Origin of the sequence: Solwaraspora sp. WMMD1047 (assembly GCF_029626155.1) — a bacterium.
GTDB lineage: Bacteria > Actinomycetota > Actinomycetes > Mycobacteriales > Micromonosporaceae > WMMD1047.
This window is the reverse complement of sequence record NZ_JARUBL010000001.1, coordinates 3,402,387-3,426,545: the sequence shown is the minus strand read 5'-3', so window position 1 is coordinate 3,426,545 and position 24,159 is coordinate 3,402,387. Positions and strand designations below refer to the sequence as shown.

The following is a 24,159-nucleotide window of genomic DNA, read 5'->3' as shown; positions in this document are numbered from 1 at the left end:
GCCACTCACCCGCCGTCGCCCGCGACGTCGGGGCGGATCTCCACCCGGTCGGCCGCCAGCGTCAGCCGGACCCGCCTGGTCAGCGCCAGCGCCTCCCGGTAGTCCCGCGGCACCTGGACCCGGCCCGCGCGATCCATCACGGCGTACTCCTGGGCGACCAGGTGGGTGCCGCCGTCGGCCGCGGTGGCGGTGTGGCGCAGCACCTCGCTGCTGGTGCGCCCGTCGCGGATCGCGACGGTCCGTTCCACCTGGCCGCTGACCTCCGGGTCGTGAGTGACGATCACGATGGTGACCCCGAACTGCTGGTTGACCGTCCGCAGCGCGGCCAGCACCTCGGCCGAGGTCGCGGCGTCCAGCTCGCCGGTCGGTTCGTCGGCGAGCAGGACCCGCGGCTCGTTGGCGAGCGCGACGGCGATGGCGACCCGCATCTGCTCGCCGCCGGAGAGCGCCGCGGGTCGCCGATCGGCGCAGTCGGCGACCCCGAGGGCGGCCAGCAGCTCGCCGACCCGGGCGCGGCGGGTACGGACCGGCACCCGGGCCGCTGTCATTGGCAGGTCGACCATCTCGCCCGCGGTCAGGTACGGCACCAGGTTGCTCGCCGTCTGCTGCCGGACGAAGCCGACCGTGCGCCGCCGGTAGTGCACCCGGTCGGCCCGGCTCATCGTCAGCAGGTTCCACCGGTCGACGTGGGCCCGACCGGCGGTGGGGGCGTCGATGCCGGCGAGGATGGCGAGCAGCGTCGACTTGCCGGAGCCGGACGCCCCGACGACGGCGACCATCTCGCCGCGCTCCACCACCAGGTCGAGGCCCTGTAGTGCCTGCACCTCGACCGACCCGGTCTGGTAGATCCGCACCAGACTCTCACAGACGATCATGGTCTCCGGTCCGGCGTCCGGCGCCGCCCGCTGCGCACGGGGCCGGGAGGACAGCCTGATCATCCCCCGCTCCTTCGTCCGGCGCCGCCCCAAGGTCGAGTCAGATCGTCGACCGTGGCGGCGCCGACGTCAACCCGCGTCGGCACCACCGGTCGCCACCGTGCGCCAGGCGGCGCGAGCCCGGCGGCGCACGGCCAGGCGGCGCACGGCCAGGCGGCGCACGGCCAGGCGGCGGGCCGGCTCAGGCGGCCGGCGTCGCGACCTGGACGGCGAGCATCCGGGCCTCGCGCGCCGCGGTCCGGGCCTGTTCGTGGAAGTCCGGCGCGGCGCAGGCGAAGAGGGTGGTGCCGGCGGCGCCGCCCAGCGCGCAGGCGTACACCGGGCTGCCCGGCCGGATCTCGTCGGTGATCTCTCCACCCTCGACCACCCGCACCAGCCGTTCGCCGATGGCGTCGGCGATCCACAGTCCGCCGGCGGCGTCCAGGCAGGCGCCGTCGCCGGCGATCCGCAGCTGGGTGAGCGCCCGCTCGACGTCCCGCTCGGTGGGCAGCGGGCCGAACTCGGCCCAGATCCGGCGGTCGGTCAGCGCGCCGTCCGCGCCGACGGTGAACGCGGTGACCCGGTTGCCGAACGTCTCCACCACCAGCAGGACGCCGTCGCCGGTGATCACGGAGCCGTTGGGGAACCACAGGTCGTCAGCCACCTCGGTGACCCCGCCGTCCGGGTCCACCCGGTGCAGCGCGGCCGGCTCCAGCGGCTCGCCGGCCATCAGGTCGAAGCCGAAGTTTCCCACGTACGCCCGACCCCGGTCGTCCACCACCATGTCGTTCGCGTGGCCGGTCGCGTGCCCGGCCAGCTCGGCGTGGACGACGAGCGACCCGTCCGGCTCGCGGCGCAGCACCCGGCGGTCGCGCATGGAGACGATCAGCAACCGGCCGTCGGGAAGCCAGCCGAGGCCGGACGGTTGGCCCGGCACGTGGGCCTGGACCGTCAGGTCCGATCCGTCCTCGGCCACGGAGTGGACCCGGTGACCGTAGAAGTCGGAGAACCAGAGCCGCCCGGCGCGCCAGCGCGGCGCCTCCAGGAAGTGGAAGCCCTCGGCCACCGTCCTCGTTTCCACTGTCATGTCGTCCTCCCTGTCATCTGATGAACGCATCTGACCTGGCCGGGGCGGCAGGCTAGATCGACATGCCGCCGTCGACGGGCAGCACCACCCCGGTGATGTACGAGGCCTCGTCCGAGGCCAGGAACGCGACCGCCGCGGCCATCTCCGCCGCCGCGGCGAAGCGGCCCATCGGAATGGCGCCGGTGAACTCGGCCAGCTTCTCCTCGGGGATGGACGAGATCATGCGGGTCTGGGCGTTCGGCGAGATCGCGTTCACGGTGATGCCGAAGCGCGCCAGCTCCTTGGCGGTGGTCTTGGTGAAGCCGATGATCCCCGCCTTGGCCATCGCGTAGTTCGCCTGACCGGGGTTGCCCCGCAGACCGGTGTAGGAGGTGACGTTGATGATCCGGCCGGTACCCTGGCGCCGCAACTGCGGTACGACCGCCCGGGTGAACCGGAACGTGCCACCGGCGTGAACCGCCATCACCGCCTCGTAGTCGTCGTCGGTCAGCTTCCACACGACGCCGTCCCGGAGGTTTCCGGCGTTGTTCACCAGCACGTCCAGCCGGCCGGTCTCCGCGACCACCCGGTCCACGGCCTCGGTGACCTGCCCGGTGTCGGAGACGTCGGCGGCGATGCCGATCGCCCCGATCCGCTCGGCCGCCTCCTTGACCGGCTCCGCCTCGAGGTCGACCAGACAGACGGTCGCGCCGGCATCCCGGAAGTGCCGGCCGACGGCGAGCCCCACGCCGCGGGCGGCCCCGGTGACCACGACCGTCCGGCCGGTGAAGTCGAAGGTGAGATTGCCCATCAGGAAGTCCTCTCGAGAGTCATTGCGTCGGCCATCGGGCACTCCTGATCCGGTCCACCAGCTGGTGCAGGCCGGGGCTCTCGATCGCGACGATCACGGCGAGCAGCGCCGCGTAGAGCAGCTGGGTGGAGAAGTCGGGCAGGGCGGTGGTCACCACGATCTGGGCGAGCAGCGCCACCGACAGGGCTCCGGCCAGCAGCCCCACCGCGTTTCCCCGGCCGCCGGTCAGGGAGACGCCGCCGAGCAGCGCGGCCACCGCGGCGAGAATCAGCGGCTGCAGCCCCGGATCCGGGTTGGCCGAGGCGTAGCTGTAGCTGAGCAGGGCACCACCCAGCGCCGACAGCGTCCCCGAGACGGTGAAGATCCCGACCAGCCGCCGGTCCACCCGGACGCCGGCGACCCGGCTGGCCCGCCGGTCCCCGCCGATGGCGCGGAGCTCCCGGCCCAGTTTCGTGCCGCCCAGCACGAGCCCGGCGACCAGGAACGCGGCCAGGGTGAGCAGGCTGCGCGGGGAGAAGATCCCGGCGATCGTCTGGTCCACCCAGAGCGTCGCGGCGCTGTTGGGGTAGGTGACGCTCAGTCCGCCGGAGAGCACGCTGGTCAGCCCGAGCAGCGCGAGGTAGGTCGCCAACGTGACCGGCATCGACGGGATGCGCAGCCCGGCGATCAGGCCGCCCTGCACCGCTCCCACCGCGGCGCCCGCACTGACCGCGGCCGCGATGCCCAGCACGGGTGACGACGCGCCGGCGCTCACCGCGACCATGCCGCCGAGCGCGTACGTCCCGACGACCGAGAGGTCGAACTCGCCGGCGATCATCGTGATCCCGATGGCGAGGGCGAGCAGCCCCAGTTGGGCGAAGCCCTGCAACGCGTTGTACCCGTCGAACAGCGCCAGGGGGCGGCCGCTGACCAGCGGGGAGGCGGTGAAGGCGACCAGGACCACCGCCAGCGAGACCGCGGGCATCAACCGGTCCGGCCGGGACCAGCCGCGGATCACCGCCAACCCCTGGTGGTACGCAGGTGCACGGTGACAACGACGGCGAGCACGAGGAGGCCCTTCACGAGAATCTGCAGTCCGGTGGAGAACCCGCGCAGCAGCAGTACGTCGGAGATGACGGAGAGCAGGACCACGCCGCCCAGGGTCCGCAGGGCGGAGCCGCGCCCACCGGCGATCGCGGTCCCGCCCACCAGGACGGCCGCGATGGTGTCGAGGGTGAGGGTGCCGCCGAGGGTGACCGTGGCCGACGTGTTGAACGAGGCGAGGAAGACGCCGGTGATGGCGATGCACCCGCCGAAGAAGGCCCAGGCGAGCACCGTCACCCGGCCGACCGGCAGGCCGGCGGCGCGGGCCGCGGCCCGGTTCTCCCCGATCAGGTACATCTGCCGGCCGGCGGTCGTGCCGCTCAGGATCCAGTGCGCCAGCGCGGTCACCGCGAGCAGGACGTAGACGGCGACCGGGAGGCCCAGCAGGGTGGAGTTGAGCAGCTCGTACCCACTGGCCCGGGGGTAGACCGGGGTCCCGCCGCTGAACCAGAGGGCGGCCCCGCCGATGGCGAACCCGGCGGCGATGGTCAGCACGATCGGGTTGGCATTCCAGTAGCCGACCACCGCGCCCTGCACCGAGGTGAGCACGATCCCGCAGGCCAGCGCGACAAGTACGGCCGTCGGCAGGCCGGCGTGCTGGGTGGCCAGGTAGACCATCGCCACCACGGTGGCGGTCTGCGCGGTGGCCAGCGACACCGCGGACCCGACGATCATCACCAGCGTCGCGCCGATCGCGGTGATGCCGACGAAAGCGGCCGAGGCGACGATCGCGCGGGCGTTGTCGAGGGTGAGGAAGCGTTCCGTCGTCACCGCCAGGACCACCAGCGGCAGGACCAGAAGCAGCGGGATCACCGTCCGCGCGTCCGTGAGCCGCCGCGCGGTGGCGTCGATCGCGGCCGTCATGTCCGGCCCACCTCCGCCGGATGGGTCATGTCACGCATCAGCGCCGAGCCGTCGACGTCGCCGTCGTAGTGGCCGACGATCCGGCCGTCCTTCATCGTGACGATCTCGTCGCCGAGTTCGAGCAGTTCCTCCAGTTCGGTGGATGCGAAGACCACGACGAGTCCGGCGTCGGCGGCCTGGCGCAGCATCCGGTGGATCGCGGCCCGCCCGCCGATGTCGACGCCCCGGGTGGGTTCGTCCAGCAGCAGCGCCCGCACGTCGGCGCGGCCCAGGCACCGTCCGACGAACGCCTTCTGCTGGTTTCCGCCGCTGAGCGCCCGGACGGGTTCCCGGAGCCGGTCCGCCGGCAGACCGGACCCCCGGGCAAGTGACCGGACGGCGTCGTGCTCCCGGCGCCGCCGCAGCAGGCCGCCGCGGGCCAGGCTCGGCAGCCGGGTGGCGACCAGATTCCAGGCGATCGACTTGTCGAGGAAGAGGCCCTCGGATTTGCGGTCGTTGGAGACGAAGGCGATGCCGGCGCGGGCGGTCGCCACCGGGTCACGCAACGGCACCGCCCGGTCCCGCAGTTCGACCCGGCCGGTCGCCTTCGGCGACAGCCCGGCGGCGGCCCGCAGCACCTCGGAGGCGCCGCTGCCGAGCTGGCCGGCGAGCGCGTAGACCCGACCTGACCGGACGGTGAGGCTGAAGTCCGAGAGCCGACCGGGTACCCGCAGGCGCGTCATCCGCAGCGCGTACCCGGGGTCCTGGTCGGACCGTCGCCCGGCGGCGAGCCGGCGGGGCGCCTCGCCCAGCATCTGCACGATCAGCCCGTCGACCGTCAGCTCATCGGCCGCCGTGGTGGCGACGGTGCGGCCGTCGCGCAGCACGGTCACCCGGTCGCAGAGTTCGAGCACCTCCGGCAGGCGGTGCGAGACGAAGATGATCGAGCAGCCGGTGGCCGCGACCCGACGGATCGCCGCGAAGACGAGCGCGCTCTCCACGTCGCTGAGGGTCGCGGTGGGCTCGTCGAGAATCACCAGCCGGGCGTTCTGGCTCAGCGCCTTGGCGATCTCCACCAGTTGCCGCTCGCCGAGGCTGAGCGTGGCGACCGGCTGGTCCGGGTCGAGGTGGGCAAGACCCATGCCGGCCAGGATCTGCCGGCACCGGGCCGTCGCCCGGCGCGGGCGGTTGACGAACGGCGCGTCGATGTCGCCGAGGAGCAGGTTCTCCGCGACGGTCAGGGCGGGCACGACGCTCAGCTCCTGGTCGACCAGGGCCACCCCGGACCGCTGCGCGGCCTGCCGGGTGGGCAGGTCGACCGCCGTACCGTCGAGGACGATGCGCCCGCTGTCCGGTGCCAGCTGCCCGGAGAGCATCCGGACGACGGTGCTCTTGCCGGCGCCGTTGTGGCCGCAGAGGCCGTGGATCTCGCCGGCGCCGATCGTGAACGACGCGTCCCGGACGGCGGGGACGCCGCCGAAGGCGCGGGCCAGGCCCTCGACCCGCAGCACGGCGCGGTCGAGGGCCGGTCCGGTCAGACGTTGCTGCATTGCTCGGCAAACTGGTCGAGCGTCGCGGCGGTGACGCGTCCCTCCTCGACGATCTCGCGCTGCGGCGGGTTCTGCCCGGTCAGGAACCGTAGGGCGTAGTCCGCGGTCTGTTTGGCGATCGTGCCGGGGTCTTCGGTGGCGGTGCCGTAGAGCTCACCGGCCCGGATGGATTCGATGCCCGCCTTGAAGCAGTTGCTGCCGGTGACGATCAGGCCGTCCTCGCCGCCGACCGGAATACCGGCCTGCTTGGCGGCCTGGATGATCGGCAGGGCCATGTAGTCGGCCATGCCGTACGCCGCCTGCACGCCATCGCGGCCGTGCTTGGCGAGCAGTTGCTGGGCGATGGTGCCGGAGAGCTGCGGGTCCCAGTTGGCGTCCTGCTCGTCGACGACCCGGTACTGCGGTGCGGTGGCCAGCACCCGGTTGAATCCGGTCATCCGGTCCTGGGTGACCAGCATCGACTTGGTGCCGGTGAGGACGATGATGTTGCCGGACTCGCGTCCCTGGGCCTGCAGGCCCTCGATGATGTTCTGGGCGGCGTACTCGCCGAGCTTCTCGTTGTCCGACAGCACGGACATCACGTCGTCGGCCACCGCCGGGTCGGGCGGGCCGTCGAAGGCGAGCACCGGAACGCCGGCGGCCTTGGCCTTCTGGATCGGCACCACCATCGCCTGGGTGTCGAGGATCGACAGCGCGATCAGGTCCGGCCGCTGGGCGACCGCCTGGTTGAACTTCTGGACCTGGGTACCCGGATCCATCGTGGTCAGGTCGGTGATCTCGACGCCGGTCGAGGCCAACTGCTCGGCGAAGACCTCGTTGAAGTAGGCGCCCCACGGGTTGGTGTCGCCGTAGCCGACGAGCGCGATGGTCTTGCCCGCGAGCGGGGTCGCGCTGTCGGGGTCGGCTCCGGACGACGAGTTGCCGGCGTCGCCACCGCAGGCCGTGATCAGCAGGGTCAGGGCGGCCGTGCCGGCGGTGAGACCGACACGGGGTGATCCGGTGCGGAACATGCGCTCTCCCTTGGGTGGTCGGGGTGAGAAGCGGCCGCCCGGCCGGGTCGGCGGCCGGCGGAAATTTTTGCGGTGATGTTGCTCAGATGTTTCAGTGGTTGGTCTAGGTGACTAAGCGCATAGTCACCTAGTAGGCTGCCGGTGTCAAGGCTCACAGCGACCGCCACCTGCGGGGACAGGGCCGGTGCGGTCCCGGCGGACGGCATCGGGCAGTCTCGACCGGACGGCGCGACGGAGGCGAGGATCACGGATGGCCAAACGGCAGGCCAGGTTCACCGCGCAGGATCTGGCGGACGACCCACGGCTGCAGGACGACTCCCCCGCGCTGTGGAGCGCGGACCAGGGCGAGGTCCGTCGCGGCCTGCTCACCTCGGCGGTGCGCTGCTTCGCCTCGAACGGCTTCCACGCCACCACCACCCGCGACATCAGCGAGGGGATGGGACTCAGCCCGGCCGCGCTCTACGTCCACTTCCCCTCGAAGGAACTGGTGCTGTTCGAGATCATCCGAGTCGGCCATCAGCGGGTGCTGGAACACATCCAGGACCCGTCGGTGCTGGCCCGGACGCATCCTCCCGACCGGCTCCGGGCGATCGTCTCCCGGTACACCTCCTGGCACGCCCGGCACCACGTGGCCGCCCGGGTCAGCCAGTACGAGCTCTCCGGCCTCACCGCCGAGCACTACGGCGAGATCCTCGAACTGCGGCACCAGACGAACGAGTTCTTCCGGGACGCGGTGGCCCGCGGCGTCGCCGACGGGTCGTTCGCGCCGGTCGACGTCAAGCGGTTCACCCGGGCGATGCTCTCGCTGAGCATCGACCTCGTCCGCTGGTACCGGCTCGAAGGCTCGGACTCACCCGAACAGCTCGGTGAGTTCTACGCCGATCTCGCACTCAAGCTCGTCGCCCATCCCGGTGCCACCCCGGCACCCCGGGGCGACACGTTCCCTGACGGGCAGTCCCGGTAGTCCCAGGCAGTGCGGAGGCGCCATGCGTGGTCTGATGCAGGATCGGCCGTTGGACATCTCGACGCTGATGCGCCGGGCCGGACAGGTCTTCGGTCACAAGCGGGTGGTCACCGCGACCACCACCGGCGAACAGGTCACCACCTGGCGGGCGGTGGTCGACCGGGCGCAGCGCCTCGCCGCGGCCCTCGATCTGCTCGACGTGCCGCACCAGGCCAGGGTGGGCAGCCTCGGTTGGAACTCCCAGCGACATGTCGAGCTCTACCTCGGCGTACCGAGCAGCGGCCGGATCCTGCACACCCTCAACCACCGGCTGTTCGCCGCCGACCTCGCCTACATCGTCAACGACGCCGCCGACGACGTCCTGTTCGTCGACCGCTCGCTCCTGCCGGTCCTCTGGCCGCTGGTCGACCAGCTGCCGACCGTACGCCAGATCGTGGTCATGGACGACGGCGGCGGCCAACCGATTCCCGACGATCCCCGGATCCGGGACTACGAGGCGCTCCTCGCCGCCGCCCCCGCCGCTCCCGAGCTACCCGCGGTCGACGAGCGGGACGCGGCGGGGCTCTGCTACACCTCGGGGACCACCGGCCGGCCCAAGGGCGTGTTGTACAGCCACCGCTCGATGGTCCTGCACGCGATGCTGCTGCTGGCCGCGGACAGCTTCGCGATCAGCGAGCGCGACGTGGTGCTGCCCGTCGTGCCGATGTTCCATGTCAACGCGTGGGGCCTGCCGCACGCCGCGATGCTGGCCGGCGCCGACCTCGTCCTGCCCGGTCCGGCGATGAGCCCGGCCGCGCTCGCGGGGCAGCTGGCGCGGCACCGGGTGACCTTCGCGGCGGGCGTACCGGCGATCTGGCGCAGCCTGCTCCCGCACGTCGCTGCGGCCGACCTCTCCGCGCTGCGGATGGTGGTCTCCGGCGGCAGCCCGCTGCCCGAGTCACTCGCGCGGGCCTGGCAGGAGGCCACCGGCGTCATGATCACCAGTTCCTGGGGGATGACCGAGGCGAGCCCGCTGGTGGCCTGCTCCCGACTCGCGACCGTGCACGACGGGCTCGACCCGGACGCCCGGCGGGCGCTGCTCGGCACCCCCGGTCCCCCCGTGCCCCTGACCGAACTACGGTTGGTCGGCGAGTCCGGCCAGCCGGTCGAACACGACGGCGCCACGGCCGGTGAGCTCCAGGTCCGCGGCCCCACCATCGCCGCCGGCTACTTCGGCGCCGACGCCGGCACCGACGGATTCACCGCGGACGGCTGGCTGCGCACCGGCGACGTCGCCACCATCGACCGGTACGGCTACCTGCGCATCGTGGACCGGATGAAGGACCTGGTGAAATCCGGCGGCGAGTGGATCTCCTCGGTGGAGCTGGAGAACGAGATCATGACCCACCCGGACGTGCTGGAGGCGGCCGTCGTCGGCGTGGCCGACGACCGGTGGGGCGAGCGCCCGCTGGCCTGCGTCGTCACCGTACCCGGATCGCGCCTCGACGTGGCCGACCTGCGCGCCCACCTGAGCGGACGGCTCGCCGCCTGGTGGATTCCGGACCGGATCTGGGTACTGCCCGAGATCCCCCGGACCGCCACCGGCAAGGTCGCCAAGGTCGTGCTCCGCGAGCGGTACGCGGCCCGCCGGCCGACCGACGGATGAGGAACAGGGCGCGGACCCGGGGCCGACCACCGTGCGGCAAGCTGGCGGGATGCGTGCGCGTGTCAGGGCCGGCGAGGTCGATCTCCCCCGGTCCCAGGTCGGCCCCAACCCGCAGCACCTGCTCACCACGATCCTCGGGGAGTACCTCGACTCGTCCGAGGCCGACCTGCCGTCCGCGGCGGTGGTCGCCGTGCTGCGGGAGTTCGACATCACCGAGGCCAGTGCGCGGGCGGCACTGTCCCGGCTGACCAGGCGCGGCCTGGTCGCCGCCCGTCGGCCCGGACGACCGACGGTGTACCACCTGACCCCGCAGGCGATCGCCATGCACCGCTCCCGGATGAACCAGTTCCTGACCTTCGGTGCGCGTCCGCGCGCGTGGAGCGGCGACTGGACGGTGGTGACCTTCTCCCTCGCGGAGTCCCACCAGGCCCGGCAGGCCGGTCAGGCGCAGCGGCACGACATCCGCCGGACCCTCGGCGCGCTGGGCTTCGTACGGCTCTACGACAGCATGTGGATCAAGCCCGGGCGCGACCTCGCCGACGCCGCTCGGGCGATGCGCGAGGTCCTTGGCGACGCGGCCCAGGGGCGGTGGTCGGTGATGTCCGCCCGGTTCCACGAGGAGGACGGTCCGCACGGGCCGGCCGCCGCCTACGATCTGGCGGGGCTGGCAGAGGCCTACACGGACTTCATCGACCGGTACTCCCCGCTACTGGCGTCCGTGCGCGGCCGGACCATCGGCGGCGCCGAGGCGCTTATCGCCCGCACCTCCGTGATGGACTCGTGGCGCGTCTTCGCGGTCACCGACCCGGACCTGCCCGAACACCTGCTGCCCGCGCGGTGGCCCCGGCGGGCCGCCCGGGAGCTCTTTCTGGAGATCCACACCGCGCTGGGGCCGCTCGCCGAGGCCCGCCTGATCGAGATCGTCGCGCCGTTCTGGCCGGACGCCGCGGCCTGGATCACCCACTTCCAGGCGGGCGACGACGCCACCTTCGATTGATGCACATCGCTTGACTGTTACTGTCGCGATCGCGATGATAACTGTCATACCAATGGTCGGGGTGCCGACGACCCCCGCGCCGACACCCTGACCGCACTGGAGGACCGATGCGCCGCACCCACCATCCGTACCGGCAGGTGATCGCCGTGACGGTCGGACTCGCCCTGGCGGTCGGGGCCGGCCTGCTGGCCACCGCCGCCCACGCGGCCGCCGGCTGTCGCGTCGCCTACACCGTCTCCAGCTCCTGGCCCGGCGGCTTCGGCGCCAACGTGGCCATCACCAACCTCGGCGACCCGGTGACCAGTTGGCGGCTGACCTGGTCGTTCGCCGCCGGGCAGACGATCACCCAGCTGTGGAACGGCACGCACACCCAGTCCGGCGCACAGGTCACCGTCAACAATGTCGGCTACAACGGGTCGATCGGCACCGGTGCCACCACCTCGTTCGGGTTCAACGGCTCCTGGACCGGGTCCAACCCGACCCCCACCAGCTTCGCCCTGAACGGCACCGCGTGCACCGGCGACGTCAGCCAGACGCCCACCCCGACCACGCCGGCCCCGACCACGCCGGCCCCGACCACGCCGGCCCCGACCACGCCGGCGCCGACCACGCCCGGGCCGACCACCGGCCCCGACGTCCCGGTCCCGGCCGGTTACGAGACCTCACCCTCGCTGCCGAACCACACCATCTACCGCCCCGACAGCCTTCCGTCGTACCGGATGCCGATCGTCGTGTGGGGCCAGGGCGCCTGCAGCGCCAACGGAACGGCCATCCTGCCGTTCCTCCGGCACATCGCGTCGTACGGCTTCCTGGTGCTGGCCAACGGCAGCCCGAACGGTTCCGGCACCACCACCTCCGCCATGCTCACCGAGTCGATGAACTGGGCGGACACCGAGAACGCCCGGCAGGGCAGCAAGTACTACGGCAAGCTCGACACCGGCAAGATCGCCGTCGCCGGCTTCTCCTGCGGTGGCCTGGAGGCGTACGACGTCTCCACCGACCCCCGCGTCACCACGACCGGGATCTTCAGCAGCGGCTACCTGAACGCCTCCGACCGGGCCAGGCTGCGGCAACTGACCAAGCCCATCGCCTACTTCATCGGCGGCCCCAGCGACATCGCCTACAACAACGCGATGGCCGACTGGGCGCAGCTCCCGGCCGGACTGCCCGCCTTCATGGGCAACCTCAATGTGGGACACGGCGGAACCTACAACCAGACCAACGGCGGCGAGTTCGGCCGGGTCGCGGTGCTCTACTTCCAGTGGCGACTGAAGGGCAACCAGACCGCCGGCACCACCTTCGTCGGCCCGAACTGCGGCCTGTGCAATACCCAGTGGACCGTCCAGCAGAAGAACCTGACACTCTGAGCCCACTCCACAGCCACCGCAACGCCTGCCCGTCCCGGCAGGCGTTGCGGTGGCGCATCAGCCGGCGCCGTGAGCCGGCAGATCCACCACCCGGGTGGTCCAACGGGCCAGCAGGGCCGGGTCGTGGGTGATGACGAGTACCCCGGCGGCGTGCTGGCGCTGGTAGTCGCTGACGACCGCGGCGACGTGGGCCTGGGTGGAGGCGTCGAGCATCGCGGTGGCCTCGTCGCAGAGCAGGTAGCCGGGCCGATGGGCGAGGGCCCGGGCGAGGCAGGCGCGTTGCAGCTGGCCGTCACTTACCGCGTGCGGACGACGGGCCAGCAGGTCGGGGGTGAGGCCGACAAGATCGGCCAGTTCGGCCGTCCGGTCCGCCGTCGGCTCCCTGGGAGTACCGGTGGCCCGCAGCGGCTCGGCGATGATGTCGGCGAGGCTCAGCCGGGGGTCGGTGGCGGCACGAGGGCTCTGGAACAGAATGGCGACCCGGGTCCGCACCGCGGCGGGGAGCCGGTGCCGGGCGCCGGCGACGGGCTGCCCGTCGAGGACGACGTGCCCGGTGTCCGGGGCGTGCAGGAGCGCGAGAACCCGGGCCAGGGTGGACTTGCCGCTGCCCGACGGGCCACGCAGTCCGACCGTCTCGCCCGGAGCGAGGTGCAGGTCGACCCGGTCGAGGACGGGCCGCCGGCCGTAGGAGACGGTGACCTGGTGCGCGCCGAGTCCGGCCGGTGCGCCCACCCCGGCGTCCGGTACGCCTACCCCGGCGAGCGGTACGCCCGCCGCGTCGTCGACCGTGGATGTCATGCCGACGCCCCCGGGCTGACCGGGTGGTGGCAGCTGACCCGGCCCGCCCCGCTGGCGACGGGGTGCGGTGGGGTGCGGCAGATGTCGGTGGCGCGGGGGCAGCGCGGAGCGAAGGCGCAGCCGTCAGGCAGGTTGGTGAGCATGGGCGGATGACCCGGTACCGGGGTGAAGGACCGGTCCGGCAGGGCGTCGAGCAGACCGGCGGTGTAGGGATGCGCGGGATCGTCGAACAGGTCCGCGGTGGGGCGGTGTTCGACCGTGCGGCTGGCGTACATGACCGCCACGGTGTCGGCGACCCGCCGGGCGGCGGCCAGGTCGTGGGTGATGAGCAGGACGGCGGCGCCGCTGTCGCAGCGGCGGCGCAGCAGGTCCAGGGTCTGCTCGACCAGCGGCCGGTCGAGGCCGCTTGTCGGTTCGTCGGCGAGCAGCAGCGGCGGGTCCGGCGCGAGGGCCAGGGCGGTGGCCAGTCGCTGGGCCATCCCGCCGGAGAGCTCGTGGGGGTAGCGGTCCAGCTCGACCGGGTCCAGTCCGACATCGGCGGCCAACCGGTCGGCGGCGGCGGGCGCGGCGCGGCGCGGGTGGCCGTGGGCGCGCAGGGTCTCCGCCAGCAGGCGCCGCCCGGTGCGCACCGGGGTGAGGGCGGTGGCCGGGCTCTGCGGGACCAGCCCGATCACCCGGCCACGTACCTGCCGGGCGAGCTGCCGTTCCCCGACCCCGATCAGGTCGACCGACTCGCCGGCGACCAGTTGCAGGCGGGCGCGTCCGGTGACGGTGGCGTTGCGGGGCAGCAGGCCGAGCAGGGCGTGGGCCAGGACGGACTTGCCACAGCCCGACTCGCCGACCACCGCCAGCAACTCACCCGGGTGCAGGTCGAGACTCAGATCGGTGACGGCGTGTACGACGGCGTCGCGGAGCCGGAAGCGGACGGTCAACCCGTCGACCTCCAGCAGGGCAGGCCGCCGGGCGACCTGTTCGACGGGGGTGGCCGACGGCGCGGTGGTGGTCACAGGTTCAACTCCGCTCGGACGCGGGGATCGAGGCGGTCCCGCCACCGGCCGACGAGCACGGCGAGGGCGAGGGTGACGGCGACGAGGAGCAGGCCGGGCACGATGCTGGCCCACCAGGCGCCGGTGAGCAGGGACCGCTGACCGTCGTTGATCATATTGCCGACCGAGGCGAGATGCGGGGGGAGGCCGAGGCCGAGAAAGGATAGTGCGGTCTCGTGCCAGACGGCGTGCGGCACCATCAGCGTGAGCGCCAACGCCAGGCGGGGAAACACGTGCGGCAGCAGGTGCCGGGTCAGCACCCGGGCGCGGCCGGCACCGCCGGAGACGGCGGCGTCCACGAACGGCCGGGTACGCAGGCTGAGCAGTTCGGAGCGGACGATACGGGCGGTGGACAACCAGTGCGTCAGCGCGATGGAGGCGATCACCGCGCCGAGGCTGGGCCGCAGCATCGCCACGATGAAGATGCCGAGCAGCAGGTGCGGCAGGGCGGCGATGGTGTCGACGACGCGCATCAAAATCCGGTCGACCCGGCCGCCGATCCCGCCGGCGACGGCGCCGACGACGCCACCGATGACGGTGGCGACCAGCGCGGCGACCACGCCCACGAGCAGGGAGACGCGCAGACCGTAGACGCTGCGCAGCGCCACGTCCCGGCCCAGGTCGTCGGTGCCGGCGAGGTGATCCCAGGAGGGAGCGAGCCGGGTGCGGTCCAGGTCTACCGCGCTCTGGTCGAGCGGCCAGACGACCGGGGCGAGCAGGGCGGCGGCGACCGCACCGGCGAGCATGGCGGCGGGGACGGCGACGCCGACGGCGGGCGGCCGCCACCTCCGTCGGTCGCGGACGGGCAGGGCGAGGTCAGCCATCGAGTCGCACTCTCGGGTCGGCGGCGGCGTAGGCGAGGTCGGTGGCGAGGTTCGCGGCCAGCACCGCGACGGTGGTGATCAGAGTCGTCGCGGCCAGCAGCGGGAAGTCGGCGCCCAGCGCGGCCTGCACGGTGACCGCGCCCAGACCGGGCAGGGAGAACACGGTCTCCACCAGGACCGCGCCGCCGACCAGTTCGGGCAGGTGGGTGCCGATCAGGGTGAGAAACGGCAGCAGCGCGGTGCGCAGCGCGTGTCCGAACAGGACGGTGCGCCCCGACAGGCCACGGGCGCGGGCGGCCAGGACGTGGTCGTCGCGCAGGCTCTCGGCGACGGCGTCCCGCACGAACAGCACGAACCACGGGGCCTGGGAGATCGCCAGCACCGTCACCGGCAGGACCAGGTGTCGGGTCACGTCGGCCACGCCGGTCCCGGTGGCGGTGATGTCGGTGAGCCCGCCGGCGGGCAACCAGCCCAGGGCGAGCGCGAAGACGGCGATCGCCGCCAGGCCGATCCAGAACACCGGCATCGACTGCACCGCGTACGCGGTGGACCGCAGGGTCCGGTCGAACCAGCCGCCGCGGCGGTACGCGGCGAGGGTGCCGAGCAGCACGCTGGCCACCAGCACCAGGGCCAGGGCGGCGCCGACGAGCAGCAGGGTCCAGCCGGCCCGGGCGGCCAGCACGGAGGTGACCGGCTCGTGCCTGCTGGTCGACCAGCCCAGGTCGCCGCGGAGCAGGTTCGCGACCCAGCGGGCGTACTGCACCGGCAGGGGGTCGTCGACTCCCCAGTTCGCGCGGATCTGCGCGAGGTTCTCCTCGCTGGTGGTGAACGCCGCCGCGCCCGCGTACTGCTGGGCCGGGTCGATCGGCGAGGCGGCGCCGAGGGCGAACATGCCGGCGCTCGTCGCGACCAGCACCGGTACGGCCACCAGCAGCCGACGCCGGACCACGGCACCCGCGCCGGCCAGCCGCCGCCGGCCGGCCGGGGCCGGGGCGGGAGCGGGAGCAGGGGCCGGCGAGTCGGCCGGTGGGGCGGCGGTCATGGTGTCTTCGTCCAGCTGTCGACGTTCCACCAGAGGCTGTTGGCGATGTCGTGCTCGTGGGGCTCCACCCTCGGCGTCACCCCCGCCACGGTCTCCTTCGTGACGTAGGTGTGCTGCAGGTAGGTGAGGAACACCCACGGCACGTCGATGGCGAGTTGCCGCTGGAACGCGGCGTAGGCGGTCTTGCGGGTGGCCGGATCGGCACTCTCCCGGCCGTCCCGCAGCGCCTGGTCCGTGACGGCGGATCGGTAGGAGCCCGGGTTGAAGAAGCCCTGCCCGGCGAAGGCGGAGCCGAACAGCTTGTAGGAGACGAAGTCCGGGTCGTACGGGGTGCCGTAGCCCATGATCAGCGCGTCGGTCTTCATCCGTGGGGTGATCGCGTCCCAGGTCAGGCCCTCCGGCGTGACCTTGATCCCGACCTTCTTGGCGTCCGCGGTGACGGCGAGCGCCAGTTCCTTGCGGAGGCTGTCGGCGGCCGGGTACATCAGCGTCAGCGCCGCCTGCCGGCCGTCCCGGACCCGGATGCCGTCCGGTCCCGGTGTCCAGCCGGCGGCGTCCAGCACCGCCGTCGCGGCGGCCGGATCGGCGGCGGGGTTGCCGGCGATCGACGGTTCCGCGAACTCCGACGTCGGTGGCACCGGCCCGAATGCCGGCTCGCCCGCGCCGCCGAGCACACCGGTCACCATGGCCTGCCGGTCCACGGCCGCGTTGAGTGCCCGCCGGATCGCCAGGTCGCCGGTGACCGGGTGGTCCATCGGCAGCATCACGCCGCGGTAGTCGGCGGTCGGCACCCGCTGCACCCGGTAGCCGTCCTGCTCCGCGAAGCCGGCAGCGAGCTTCGGGGGCAGCTCGGCGGCGTCGAACTCCCCGGCCAGCGTCCGCTGGGCGCGTACGTTGTCGTCGGCGACGAACGCCACCACCAGACCGGAATTCTTCGGCTTGCCGTCCCAGTACCTGTCGTTGGCCGCCAGCACCAGCCGGTCGCCGGGTGTCCACGACTCCACCCGGTACGGCCCGGTGCCCACCGGCCTGCGGTTGAACTCGGCCTTGTTGATGTCCTGCCCGGCGAAGGCCTTGGCCGGGACGATGCCCAGCGCCAGCCGCTGCAGGAACGGCGCGTAGGCGTACTTGAGGGTGAACACCACGGTCGCCGGGTCGGATGCGGTGACCGAGGCGAGCATGTCCAGATCCGACCGGAGGGTGGAGTCGACCTTGGGGTCCAGCACCGCCTGGTACGTGAAGACCACGTCCTGCGCCGACAGCGGGCTGCCGTCGTGGAACAGCACCCCGTCGCGGAGCTTCGCGGTCACGGTCCGCCCGTCCGGCGACACCTGCGGCAGTTCCCGGGCAAGGGCCGGTACCAGTTCGTTGCGGGCGTCACGGGCGACCAGTCCGTCGAATATCAACGACGCGCCGTCGACGCCGTAGTTCAGCACCGGGTTGAGGGCCTCGGGTTCACCGGCCGTCGCCACCACCACGGTGCCCGAGTCGATCGGGCCGCCCGGCGAGGTCGCCGGCGCGGCGCAACCGGCGGTGGCGAAGAGGGCGGCGGCGGCCACCGCCGTGCCGCGCACCCACGGGGCCTTGAGCATGTCGTTCTCCTGAGCTGGCGGACGCATTAGCACCAGCATCATGTAGTTGCCAGTATTTGGCAACAAGTGTGATCATCTGTTGGCGTGATCGTCACGGCGGGGGCACCGCCTGACCGGGTCAGCGGGCGCCGGGACGGCCGGCCAGTGAGCCACCACACGTTCCCGCGCCGAACGGGGCGTTCTGTCGGCCGGGCCTGTGATTCTTGTCGGGATTCCGGCGGCCTGGACCACCCCGGCCGGCGGGGAGCCTGAGGTGGAGAATCACATGTCCAATCAACCCATCGCCGCGGCGCCCGAGAAACTCGACGCCAACGTCCTCAAGATCGCCGGGGTGGTCGTCCTCGGCGCGATCATGTCGATTCTCGACGTGACGGTCGTCAGCGTGGCGCTGCCGACCTTCCAGACCGAGTTCGACGCCAGCTACGCCCAGGTCGCCTGGACCATGACCGGCTACACCCTGGCGCTGGCCACGGTGATCCCGCTCAGCGGCTGGGCCGCCGACCGGTTCGGCACCAAACGGCTGTACATGCTCGCGCTGCTGCTGTTCACGCTCGGCTCGGCGCTCTGCGCCACCGCCGACTCGATCGGCCAGCTCATCGCGTACCGGGTGTTGCAGGGCCTGGGCGGAGGCATGCTCATGCCGCTCGGTATGACGATCATGACGCGGGCCGCCGGGCCGGCCCGGATCGGCCGGCTGATGGCCGTGCTCGGCATCCCGATGCTGCTCGGCCCGATCGGCGGGCCGATCCTCGGGGGCTGGCTGATCGAGGCGGCGAGCTGGCACTGGATCTTCCTGATCAACGTCCCGATCGGCGCGATCGGGCTGGTCTACGCGGCTGTCGCGCTGCCGAAGGACAGCCCCGAGCCATCCGAGTCGTTCGACTTCATCGGCATGCTGATGCTCTCCCCCGGTCTGGCTCTGTTCCTCTACGGCGTCTCGTCGCTGCCCGAGACCGGCACGGTCACCGCCACCCGGGTCTGGTCCACGATGCTGGTCGGCGCGCTGCTGGTGGTCGGCTTCGTCCGCTACTCCTTCAAGCCGCGACACCCACTGCTCGATCTGCGGCTGTTCCGCAACCGCAACCTGGCGATCGCGTCGGTCTCACTGTTCGTCTTCATCATCGCGTTCATGGGCGCCGGGCTGCTCTTCCCCAGCTACTTCCTGCAGGTGCGGGGCGAGTCGACGCTGAACGCCGGGCTGCTGATGGCGCCGCAGGGCCTCGGCGCGATGCTCACCATGCCGATCGCCGGCATGCTGGCCGACAGGATTCCGGTCGGCCGGACCGTGCCGTTCGCGATGGCGCTGATCGCCGCCGGCTTCTTCACCTTCACCCAGGTCGGCACGGACACCTCGTACCTGCTGCTCTGCGGTTCGCTGTTCGTGATGGGGCTGGGCATGGGCGGCACCATGATGCCGATCATGACCTCGGCGCTGCGGACGCTGACCAACCACGAGACGGCCCGCGGCTCCACGCTGGTGAACATCCTCCAGCAGATCGGCGGCTCGATCGGGGCGGCGGTCATGTCGGTCATCCTGACCAGCAGGCTGAACGGCTCGGCGCCGATCCCGGGCCTGACCGATCCCCGCACCGGCGACCCGGTCACCGAGGCCGAGGCGGCCATCGCCAGCCAGCACGGCACGCAGTTGCCGGTGGACCCGACGGTCATCCAACGCGGCCTGGAGTTCGTCGCCGACTCGTTCGGCACGACGTTCTGGGTGGGCTTCGCGCTGGTGCTGGCGACCTTCATCCCGCTCGCCTTCCTGCCCCGCCGGCGGCAGGCCTCGCCGCTCAAGGCGGAGCAGGACATCAGCGGTGGCGAGCAGCCGGGCACCCCGGTGCTGACGCACTGACGCCAATCCTCACGCGGCGCCTGGCCCGCCCCGCCAGTCGGGCGGCCAGGTCCGCCGAGTATGCAGCTGCCCTGGCCCGGACATCTGGCCGATGGACGTCCCACGCCCGGCTTCCTAGCGTCGGCTCATGGATGACTGGTTCTGGTCCGACGCCGAGCGGCACCTGGTCCGCTACTCCGGACGGGGTCGCTTCGTCCCCGAGATCATCGAACGCGCCGAGGGCAGCTTCGTCTACACCGCCGACGGGCGGCGGCTGCTCGACTTCACGTCGGGGCAGATGAGCGCCATCCTGGGCCACTCCCACCCGGCCGTCGTCGCCACCGTGCATCGCCAGGTCGCCACCCTGGACCACCTCTTCAGCGGAATGCTCAGCCGCCCGGTGGTCGACCTGGCCCGGCGGCTGGCGGAGTCGCTCCCCGAGCCGCTGAGCAAGGTGCTGCTCCTGACCACCGGCGCCGAGTCGAACGAGGCGGCGATCCGGATGGCGAAGCTGGTCACCGGCGGGCACGAGATCGTCTCCTTCGCCCGCTCCTGGCACGGCATGACCCAGGCGGCGGCCAGCGCCACGTACAGTTCCGGCCGCAAGGGGTACGGGCCGGCGGCGCCCGGCAACTTCGCCATCCCCACCCCGAACGCGTACCGGCCGGACTTCGTCACCGCCGACGGCGACCTGGACTGGCGGCGGCAGCTCGACTTCGCGTTCGACCTCTTCGACGCCCAGTCGGTGGGCAGCCTCGCCGCCTGCGTCGTGGAGCCGATCCTGAGCTCCGGCGGGGTGATCGACCTGCCGCCGGGCTACCTGGCCGCGCTGCGCGACAAGTGCCATGAGCGTGGCGGGCTGCTGATCCTCGACGAGGCGCAGACCGGGTTGTGCCGCACCGGGGACTGGTACGCGTTCCAGCGCGACGGGGTCGTACCGGATCTGCTCACCCTCTCCAAGACCCTCGGCGCCGGCCTGCCGCTGGCGGCCGTGGTGACCAGCCCGCAGATCGAGCAGACCGCCCATGAGCGGGGATTCCTCTTCTTCACCACGCACGTCTCCGACCCGCTGGTCGCCGCGGTCGGCAACACCGTGCTGGACGTGCTGGCCGCGGAGCGGCTCGATTCCCGGGCGGCGGAGCTCGGCGCTTACCTCAGGAAGGGTCTGCTGGAGCTGGCCGACCGGCACCCGGCGATCGGCGACGTACGCGGCCGCGGTCTGCTGGTCGGCCTGGAGCTGGTCCTGGACCGGGCGACCCGGCAACCCGCCGACGACCTCGGCGCGGCGGTCACCGACCGCTGCCGCGAACTCGGGCTGCACATGAACGTGGTCCAGCTGCCCGGCATGGGCGGGGTCTTCCGGATCGCGCCCGCACTGACCTCGACCGAGGCTGAGCTCGACCTCGGGGTGGAGATCCTGGACCGGGCGATCGGCGAGACGGCGCCCCGGTTCATGGGCTGAGGACCCGACGTCGCCATGCCTGCGATCCGGACCGCCGGGTCCCGATCCCGGCCGCCGACTACGGCTTGCGAGCCAGGATGAGCCGCAGTCGGGGACTGCCGTCCCGGTGCCGGCCCAGGTCGGTCAGTGCGACCGATGTCGTGGTGAAGCCGGCCGTGGTCAGCTCGTCGTGCACCGCGGCGAGCGGGCCGGTGCGGTAGTACATGACGAACGGCGGTCGCCACACGGCGTTGCGGACCCGCATCGTCAGGTCGAACCCGAGCGCGGCCCAGTGCCCGACCGAGGCGAGCGGCGGTGGCGTGCCGATCGGGAGGGCGAGCAGCCCGCCGGGGCGCAGGGCACGGTGCACCCCCGCGAAGAGTGCCGGTCGTTCGGCGGGCAGGAAGTGCCCGAACGCCCCGAAGGTGACCGCCAGGTCGAACCCCGCCGTGAACGGCAGAGCCCGGGCGTCGGCCCGCACCCAGGTGGCGTCGGGGTGGGCGCCGCGGGCCCGCGCGAGCATGCCGGCGCTGAAGTCGACGCCGGTGATCCGCCGCCGGCACAGCGGCCGGAGAACCAGGGCACCGGCGCCGGTGCCGCAGCACACGTCCAGCCCGTCGTCGAACGGCCCGAGTTGCGACAGCGCGCGGGTGGTCGCACCGAGAATGCTCTGCGGGGTGCGGAACGGCGTGTGGTCGAACTTCGGCGCCAGCAGGTCGTAGCCGCGCTCGACCGAGGAGAGCGCCTGGACGCACAGCTCGCGCAGCGTCGGGCCGTCGGGCGAGAACACCGGTCGAGGGTACCCGTCCCGACCAGGCAGGTGATCCTCACAGAACGAACACTTCTCGCTTACCCGACAAGTTACCCTGAGTGACGTGACGGACGAGGTCGACCGGTTTCTGGAGACCCTCGGCGAGACGTCGCCCGGGCGGCTGCCGCCGCCGCTACGCGGAAGTCTGCGACTCGAACTCGTCCGGCCCGGGGGGAACAGCCACTGGCTGGCGACCTTCGCCGGGGGCAGGGCGACCGCGGTACGCGAGCCGGGGCCGCAGACCGGGCCGCCGGCCGACTGCACGGTGTGCGTCTCCGCGCAGGCATTCGACCGGCTCCTCGCCGGCGAGGACCAGGTCATCGCCATGCTGTTCCGCAACTGCGTCGCGGTCGAGGGTGACCTGTCGTTCTTCCTGCACCTGCGGCGCCTGCTGCCGCCGCTCCCGGAATCCCGCTTCCAGGCACCGCCCATCCGGACGCCGCGGCGTTCGGAGCACCACCGGACCGCGAGCCCGCCGATGACCCCGGTCAGCATCTTCCACGGCAACCTGTTCATGATCAGCGACCGCGCCGGGGACATCGAGTCCGCGCCGGCGTCGCCGCTGGGCCTGTTCTTCTACGACACCCGCTTCCTGTCGACCTGGCGGCTGCGCGTCAACGGCGAGCGGGTCCAGCCGCTCTCCGTCGACGATCTGCAGTTCTTCGAGGCGAGGTTCTTCCTCACTCCGGGCGAACCGACGCACTATGTGGACTCGTCGCTCTCGATCTTCCGCCACCGCTGGGCCGGCGACGCGCTCCAGGAGAACCTGACGATCATCAACCACGCCAACGAGGCGACCGAGCTTTCCGTACGCCTCGATGTCGACGCGGACTTCGCCGAGGTGCTGGAGATCAAGGCCAATCTGCCGCGCGAACGCACCACGACCGTCTCGATAGCAGACCGGGTGCTCCGGCTGCGGTACCAGCGGAAAGCCTTCGTGCGCGAGACGGTCATCAGCGCCAACGTGCCGGCGGCCGTCGACGAACGCGGCATGACCTTCACGGTCCGGATCGAGGCGCACGGCGCCTGGTCCGCCGAACTCCGGGTCGACCCGCTGGCGCCCAGAGCCAGCAGCGGAGACATCCGCAAGATGCTGCGCAGCTATCAGGTACGGACCCGGAGCCAGATCGACGAGGAGCTGCGCACCTGGGTGAGCGGTGCGCCGAGCCTGCGGACCGATCACGAGCCCCTGGACCGGGCGTACCGGCGCGGCCTGGTCGACCTCGCCGCGCTGGAGTACCGCGGCCTCAATCTGGAGCAGTCGCTGCCCGCCGCCGGCATGCCCTGGTTCATGACGCTCTTCGGCCGGGACGGTCTGATCAGCTCCCTGCAGGCGCTGCCCTTCCTGCCGGAGCGCAGCATCCCTACGCTGCGGGTCCTGGCCCTGGCCCAGGGCGCCCGGTGGGACCCGTTCCGGGGTGAGGAGCCCGGCAAGATGCTGCAGGAGGTGCGGTACAGCGAGTCGGTGGCCTTCAACGAACTGCCACACGCGGCCGACTTCTCCGCCGCCGACACCACCCCCCTGTTCATCGTGCTGCTCGACGAGTACGAGCGGTGGACCGGCGACAGCACCGTTGCGCGGGACATGGAGTTCGAGGCCAGGGCGGCGCTGGACTGGATCGACGGCGCCGACCTGCGGGGCGACGGCTATCTCTGGTACGAGGCGCGCCCGACCGGCGAGGGACCGGTGAGCCAGAGCTGGAAGGGATCACCGGAGGCGATCTCGTTCCACGACGGCCGACTCGCCAGCTACCCGCAGGCGAGCTGCGAGATCCAGGGCTACGTGTACGACGCCAAGCGCCGGGCCGCCCGGCTGGCGCGCCGGGTCTGGAACGATCCCGGGTACGCCGACCGGCTCGACCGTGAGGCCACCGAGCTGCGGGAACGCTTCAACCGCGACTTCTGGATCGCCGACCGCGGCTACTACGCCCTGGCGTTGCAGGGCGACGGCGAACAGGTCGACGCCCTCGCTTCGAACATGGGGCACCTGCTCTGGAGCGGGATCGTCGACCCCGACCGCGCCGGCGCGGTCGTCGAGCGACTACTCGGCCCGGCCCTCTTCTCCGGTTGGGGCATCCGCACCCTGGCCACCACCGAGAGCCGCTACAACCCGGTGGGCTACCACACCGGTACGGTCTGGCCCTGCGACAACTCGATCATCGCCTGGGGACTGCGCCGGTACGGATTCAACGCCGAATCGGGACGGATCGCGCATGCGATCATCGACGCCGCGCGCTACTTCGACGGGCGGCTGCCGGAGGCGTTCGCCGGCTACGAGCGGACCCTGACGAAGTATCCGGTGCTCTACTCCTCGGCGAGCATTCCGCACGCCACCTCCGCCGGCACGCCGCTGTTGTTGCTGCGGACGATGCTCGGCCTGGAACCGGTCGACGAACGGCTCATCGTCGACCCGGCGGTGCCACCCGGCCTGGGGCAGATCGAGCTGCACGACATCCCCGGGCGCTGGGGCCTGCTCGACGCCCTCGGTCGCGCTACCCCCGATCCGGATCGGGGGTAGCGCACC

20 protein-coding genes are annotated in these 24,159 nt (G+C 72.2%); 7 read left to right on the top strand and 13 right to left on the bottom strand.

The window, feature by feature from the left end:
- Nucleotides 1-5: 5 nt before the first annotated feature.
- The 7 genes from O7627_RS15580 to O7627_RS15550 form a co-directional block, all read right to left on the bottom strand.
- On the bottom strand, nt 6-875 hold the full coding sequence (locus tag O7627_RS15580) for an ABC transporter ATP-binding protein (protein ID WP_278098294.1): 870 nt from the start codon (nt 873-875) through the stop codon (nt 6-8).
- Nucleotides 876-1,116: 241 nt separating this feature from the next.
- Nucleotides 1,117-2,001 carry an SMP-30/gluconolactonase/LRE family protein gene (locus O7627_RS15575; protein ID WP_278094228.1) on the bottom strand — a complete coding sequence of 295 codons (885 nt, stop codon included), beginning with the start codon at nt 1,999-2,001 and terminating at the stop codon, nt 1,117-1,119.
- A 52-nt stretch (nt 2,002-2,053) separates the two neighbouring features.
- A complete protein-coding gene (locus tag O7627_RS15570) occupies nt 2,054-2,791 on the bottom strand; it encodes an SDR family oxidoreductase (RefSeq protein WP_278094227.1) in 738 nt (245 codons plus the stop codon).
- A gap of 19 nt (nt 2,792-2,810) precedes the next feature.
- Nucleotides 2,811-3,788, bottom strand: coding sequence for an ABC transporter permease (locus O7627_RS15565; protein ID WP_278098293.1), 978 nt, complete (start codon nt 3,786-3,788; stop codon nt 2,811-2,813).
- Nucleotides 3,785-4,738, bottom strand: coding sequence for an ABC transporter permease (locus tag O7627_RS15560; protein ID WP_278094226.1), 954 nt, complete (start codon nt 4,736-4,738; stop codon nt 3,785-3,787). Before O7627_RS15560 ends, O7627_RS15565 begins: the two co-directional genes overlap by 4 nt.
- Nucleotides 4,735-6,267, bottom strand: coding sequence for a sugar ABC transporter ATP-binding protein (locus O7627_RS15555; RefSeq protein ID WP_278094225.1), 1,533 nt, complete (start codon nt 6,265-6,267; stop codon nt 4,735-4,737). The genes O7627_RS15560 and O7627_RS15555 overlap by 4 nt, the downstream gene beginning before the upstream one ends.
- Nucleotides 6,252-7,277, bottom strand: coding sequence for a sugar ABC transporter substrate-binding protein (locus tag O7627_RS15550; RefSeq protein ID WP_278094224.1), 1,026 nt, complete (start codon nt 7,275-7,277; stop codon nt 6,252-6,254). Before O7627_RS15550 ends, O7627_RS15555 begins: the two co-directional genes overlap by 16 nt.
- 250 nt (nt 7,278-7,527) lie before the next feature.
- Between O7627_RS15550 and O7627_RS15545 the strand changes: the two genes are divergently transcribed.
- The 4 genes from O7627_RS15545 to O7627_RS15530 all read left to right on the top strand — a co-directional run bounded on the left by O7627_RS15545 (nt 7,528) and on the right by O7627_RS15530 (nt 12,250).
- Nucleotides 7,528-8,241 (top strand): TetR/AcrR family transcriptional regulator, encoded by a 714-nt coding sequence (locus O7627_RS15545; RefSeq protein WP_278094223.1) that lies wholly within the window; start codon nt 7,528-7,530, stop codon nt 8,239-8,241.
- A 22-nt stretch (nt 8,242-8,263) separates the two neighbouring features.
- Nucleotides 8,264-9,886 (top strand): long-chain fatty acid--CoA ligase, encoded by a 1,623-nt coding sequence (locus O7627_RS15540; protein ID WP_278094222.1) that lies wholly within the window; start codon nt 8,264-8,266, stop codon nt 9,884-9,886.
- A gap of 49 nt (nt 9,887-9,935) precedes the next feature.
- On the top strand, nt 9,936-10,883 hold the full coding sequence (locus O7627_RS15535; RefSeq protein WP_278094221.1) for a PaaX family transcriptional regulator C-terminal domain-containing protein: 948 nt from the start codon (nt 9,936-9,938) through the stop codon (nt 10,881-10,883).
- 107 nt (nt 10,884-10,990) lie between these two features.
- Entirely contained in the window at nt 10,991-12,250 is a 1,260-nt protein-coding gene (locus O7627_RS15530) for a cellulose binding domain-containing protein (RefSeq protein ID WP_278094220.1), read from the top strand.
- A 57-nt stretch (nt 12,251-12,307) separates the two neighbouring features.
- Here O7627_RS15530 and O7627_RS15525 read toward each other — a convergent pair whose 3' ends face one another.
- Genes O7627_RS15525 through O7627_RS15505 form a run of 5 tightly spaced genes read right to left on the bottom strand, consistent with a single transcriptional unit; the run spans nt 12,308 to nt 17,579 of the window.
- The gene (locus O7627_RS15525; RefSeq protein WP_278094219.1) at nt 12,308-13,048 is read right to left on the bottom strand and encodes a dipeptide/oligopeptide/nickel ABC transporter ATP-binding protein; all 741 of its coding nucleotides are present in this window, start codon (nt 13,046-13,048) and stop codon (nt 12,308-12,310) included.
- The gene (locus tag O7627_RS15520; protein WP_278094218.1) at nt 13,045-14,055 is read right to left on the bottom strand and encodes an ABC transporter ATP-binding protein; all 1,011 of its coding nucleotides are present in this window, start codon (nt 14,053-14,055) and stop codon (nt 13,045-13,047) included. The genes O7627_RS15525 and O7627_RS15520 overlap by 4 nt, the downstream gene beginning before the upstream one ends.
- Complete coding sequence (locus O7627_RS15515) at nt 14,052-14,918, bottom strand: ABC transporter permease (protein WP_278094217.1); 867 nt, start codon at nt 14,916-14,918, stop codon at nt 14,052-14,054. Before O7627_RS15515 ends, O7627_RS15520 begins: the two co-directional genes overlap by 4 nt.
- Complete coding sequence (locus tag O7627_RS15510; protein ID WP_278094216.1) at nt 14,911-15,990, bottom strand: ABC transporter permease; 1,080 nt, start codon at nt 15,988-15,990, stop codon at nt 14,911-14,913. The genes O7627_RS15515 and O7627_RS15510 overlap by 8 nt, the downstream gene beginning before the upstream one ends.
- On the bottom strand, nt 15,957-17,579 hold the full coding sequence (locus O7627_RS15505; protein WP_278094215.1) for an ABC transporter substrate-binding protein: 1,623 nt from the start codon (nt 17,577-17,579) through the stop codon (nt 15,957-15,959). Before O7627_RS15505 ends, O7627_RS15510 begins: the two co-directional genes overlap by 34 nt.
- A 238-nt stretch (nt 17,580-17,817) precedes the next feature.
- On the opposite strand from O7627_RS15505, the gene O7627_RS15500 reads away from it, so the two are divergent.
- Nucleotides 17,818-19,404, top strand: a complete 1,587-nt coding sequence (locus O7627_RS15500; RefSeq protein ID WP_278094214.1) for a DHA2 family efflux MFS transporter permease subunit — start codon at nt 17,818-17,820, stop codon at nt 19,402-19,404.
- Nucleotides 19,405-19,531: 127 nt separating this feature from the next.
- Nucleotides 19,532-20,845: an aspartate aminotransferase family protein gene (locus O7627_RS15495; protein ID WP_278094213.1), complete on the top strand. Its 1,314-nt coding sequence runs from the start codon at nt 19,532-19,534 to the stop codon at nt 20,843-20,845.
- A 58-nt stretch (nt 20,846-20,903) separates the two neighbouring features.
- Here O7627_RS15495 and O7627_RS15490 read toward each other — a convergent pair whose 3' ends face one another.
- Complete coding sequence (locus tag O7627_RS15490) at nt 20,904-21,614, bottom strand: class I SAM-dependent methyltransferase (protein WP_278094212.1); 711 nt, start codon at nt 21,612-21,614, stop codon at nt 20,904-20,906.
- Between the two features lie 85 nt (nt 21,615-21,699).
- Between O7627_RS15490 and O7627_RS15485 the strand changes: the two genes are divergently transcribed.
- The gene (locus O7627_RS15485; RefSeq protein ID WP_278094211.1) at nt 21,700-24,153 is read left to right on the top strand and encodes a glycogen debranching N-terminal domain-containing protein; all 2,454 of its coding nucleotides are present in this window, start codon (nt 21,700-21,702) and stop codon (nt 24,151-24,153) included.
- Nucleotides 24,154-24,159: the final 6 nt, after the last annotated feature.

Coding starts and splice junctions, on each gene's coding strand:
- O7627_RS15580 (WP_278098294.1), bottom strand. CDS start 875: ATGATCGTCTGTGAGAGTCTGGTGCGGATCTACCAGACCGGGTCGGTC.
- O7627_RS15575 (WP_278094228.1), bottom strand. CDS start 2,001: ATGACAGTGGAAACGAGGACGGTGGCCGAGGGCTTCCACTTCCTGGAG.
- O7627_RS15570 (WP_278094227.1), bottom strand. CDS start 2,791: ATGGGCAATCTCACCTTCGACTTCACCGGCCGGACGGTCGTGGTCACC.
- O7627_RS15560 (WP_278094226.1), bottom strand. CDS start 4,738: ATGACGGCCGCGATCGACGCCACCGCGCGGCGGCTCACGGACGCGCGG.
- O7627_RS15555 (WP_278094225.1), bottom strand. CDS start 6,267: ATGCAGCAACGTCTGACCGGACCGGCCCTCGACCGCGCCGTGCTGCGG.
- O7627_RS15550 (WP_278094224.1), bottom strand. CDS start 7,277: ATGTTCCGCACCGGATCACCCCGTGTCGGTCTCACCGCCGGCACGGCC.
- O7627_RS15545 (WP_278094223.1), top strand. CDS start 7,528: ATGGCCAAACGGCAGGCCAGGTTCACCGCGCAGGATCTGGCGGACGAC.
- O7627_RS15540 (WP_278094222.1), top strand. CDS start 8,264: ATGCGTGGTCTGATGCAGGATCGGCCGTTGGACATCTCGACGCTGATG.
- O7627_RS15535 (WP_278094221.1), top strand. CDS start 9,936: ATGCGTGCGCGTGTCAGGGCCGGCGAGGTCGATCTCCCCCGGTCCCAG.
- O7627_RS15530 (WP_278094220.1), top strand. CDS start 10,991: ATGCGCCGCACCCACCATCCGTACCGGCAGGTGATCGCCGTGACGGTC.
- O7627_RS15525 (WP_278094219.1), bottom strand. CDS start 13,048: ATGACATCCACGGTCGACGACGCGGCGGGCGTACCGCTCGCCGGGGTA.
- O7627_RS15515 (WP_278094217.1), bottom strand. CDS start 14,918: ATGGCTGACCTCGCCCTGCCCGTCCGCGACCGACGGAGGTGGCGGCCG.
- O7627_RS15505 (WP_278094215.1), bottom strand. CDS start 17,579: ATGCGTCCGCCAGCTCAGGAGAACGACATGCTCAAGGCCCCGTGGGTG.
- O7627_RS15500 (WP_278094214.1), top strand. CDS start 17,818: ATGTCCAATCAACCCATCGCCGCGGCGCCCGAGAAACTCGACGCCAAC.
- O7627_RS15495 (WP_278094213.1), top strand. CDS start 19,532: ATGGATGACTGGTTCTGGTCCGACGCCGAGCGGCACCTGGTCCGCTAC.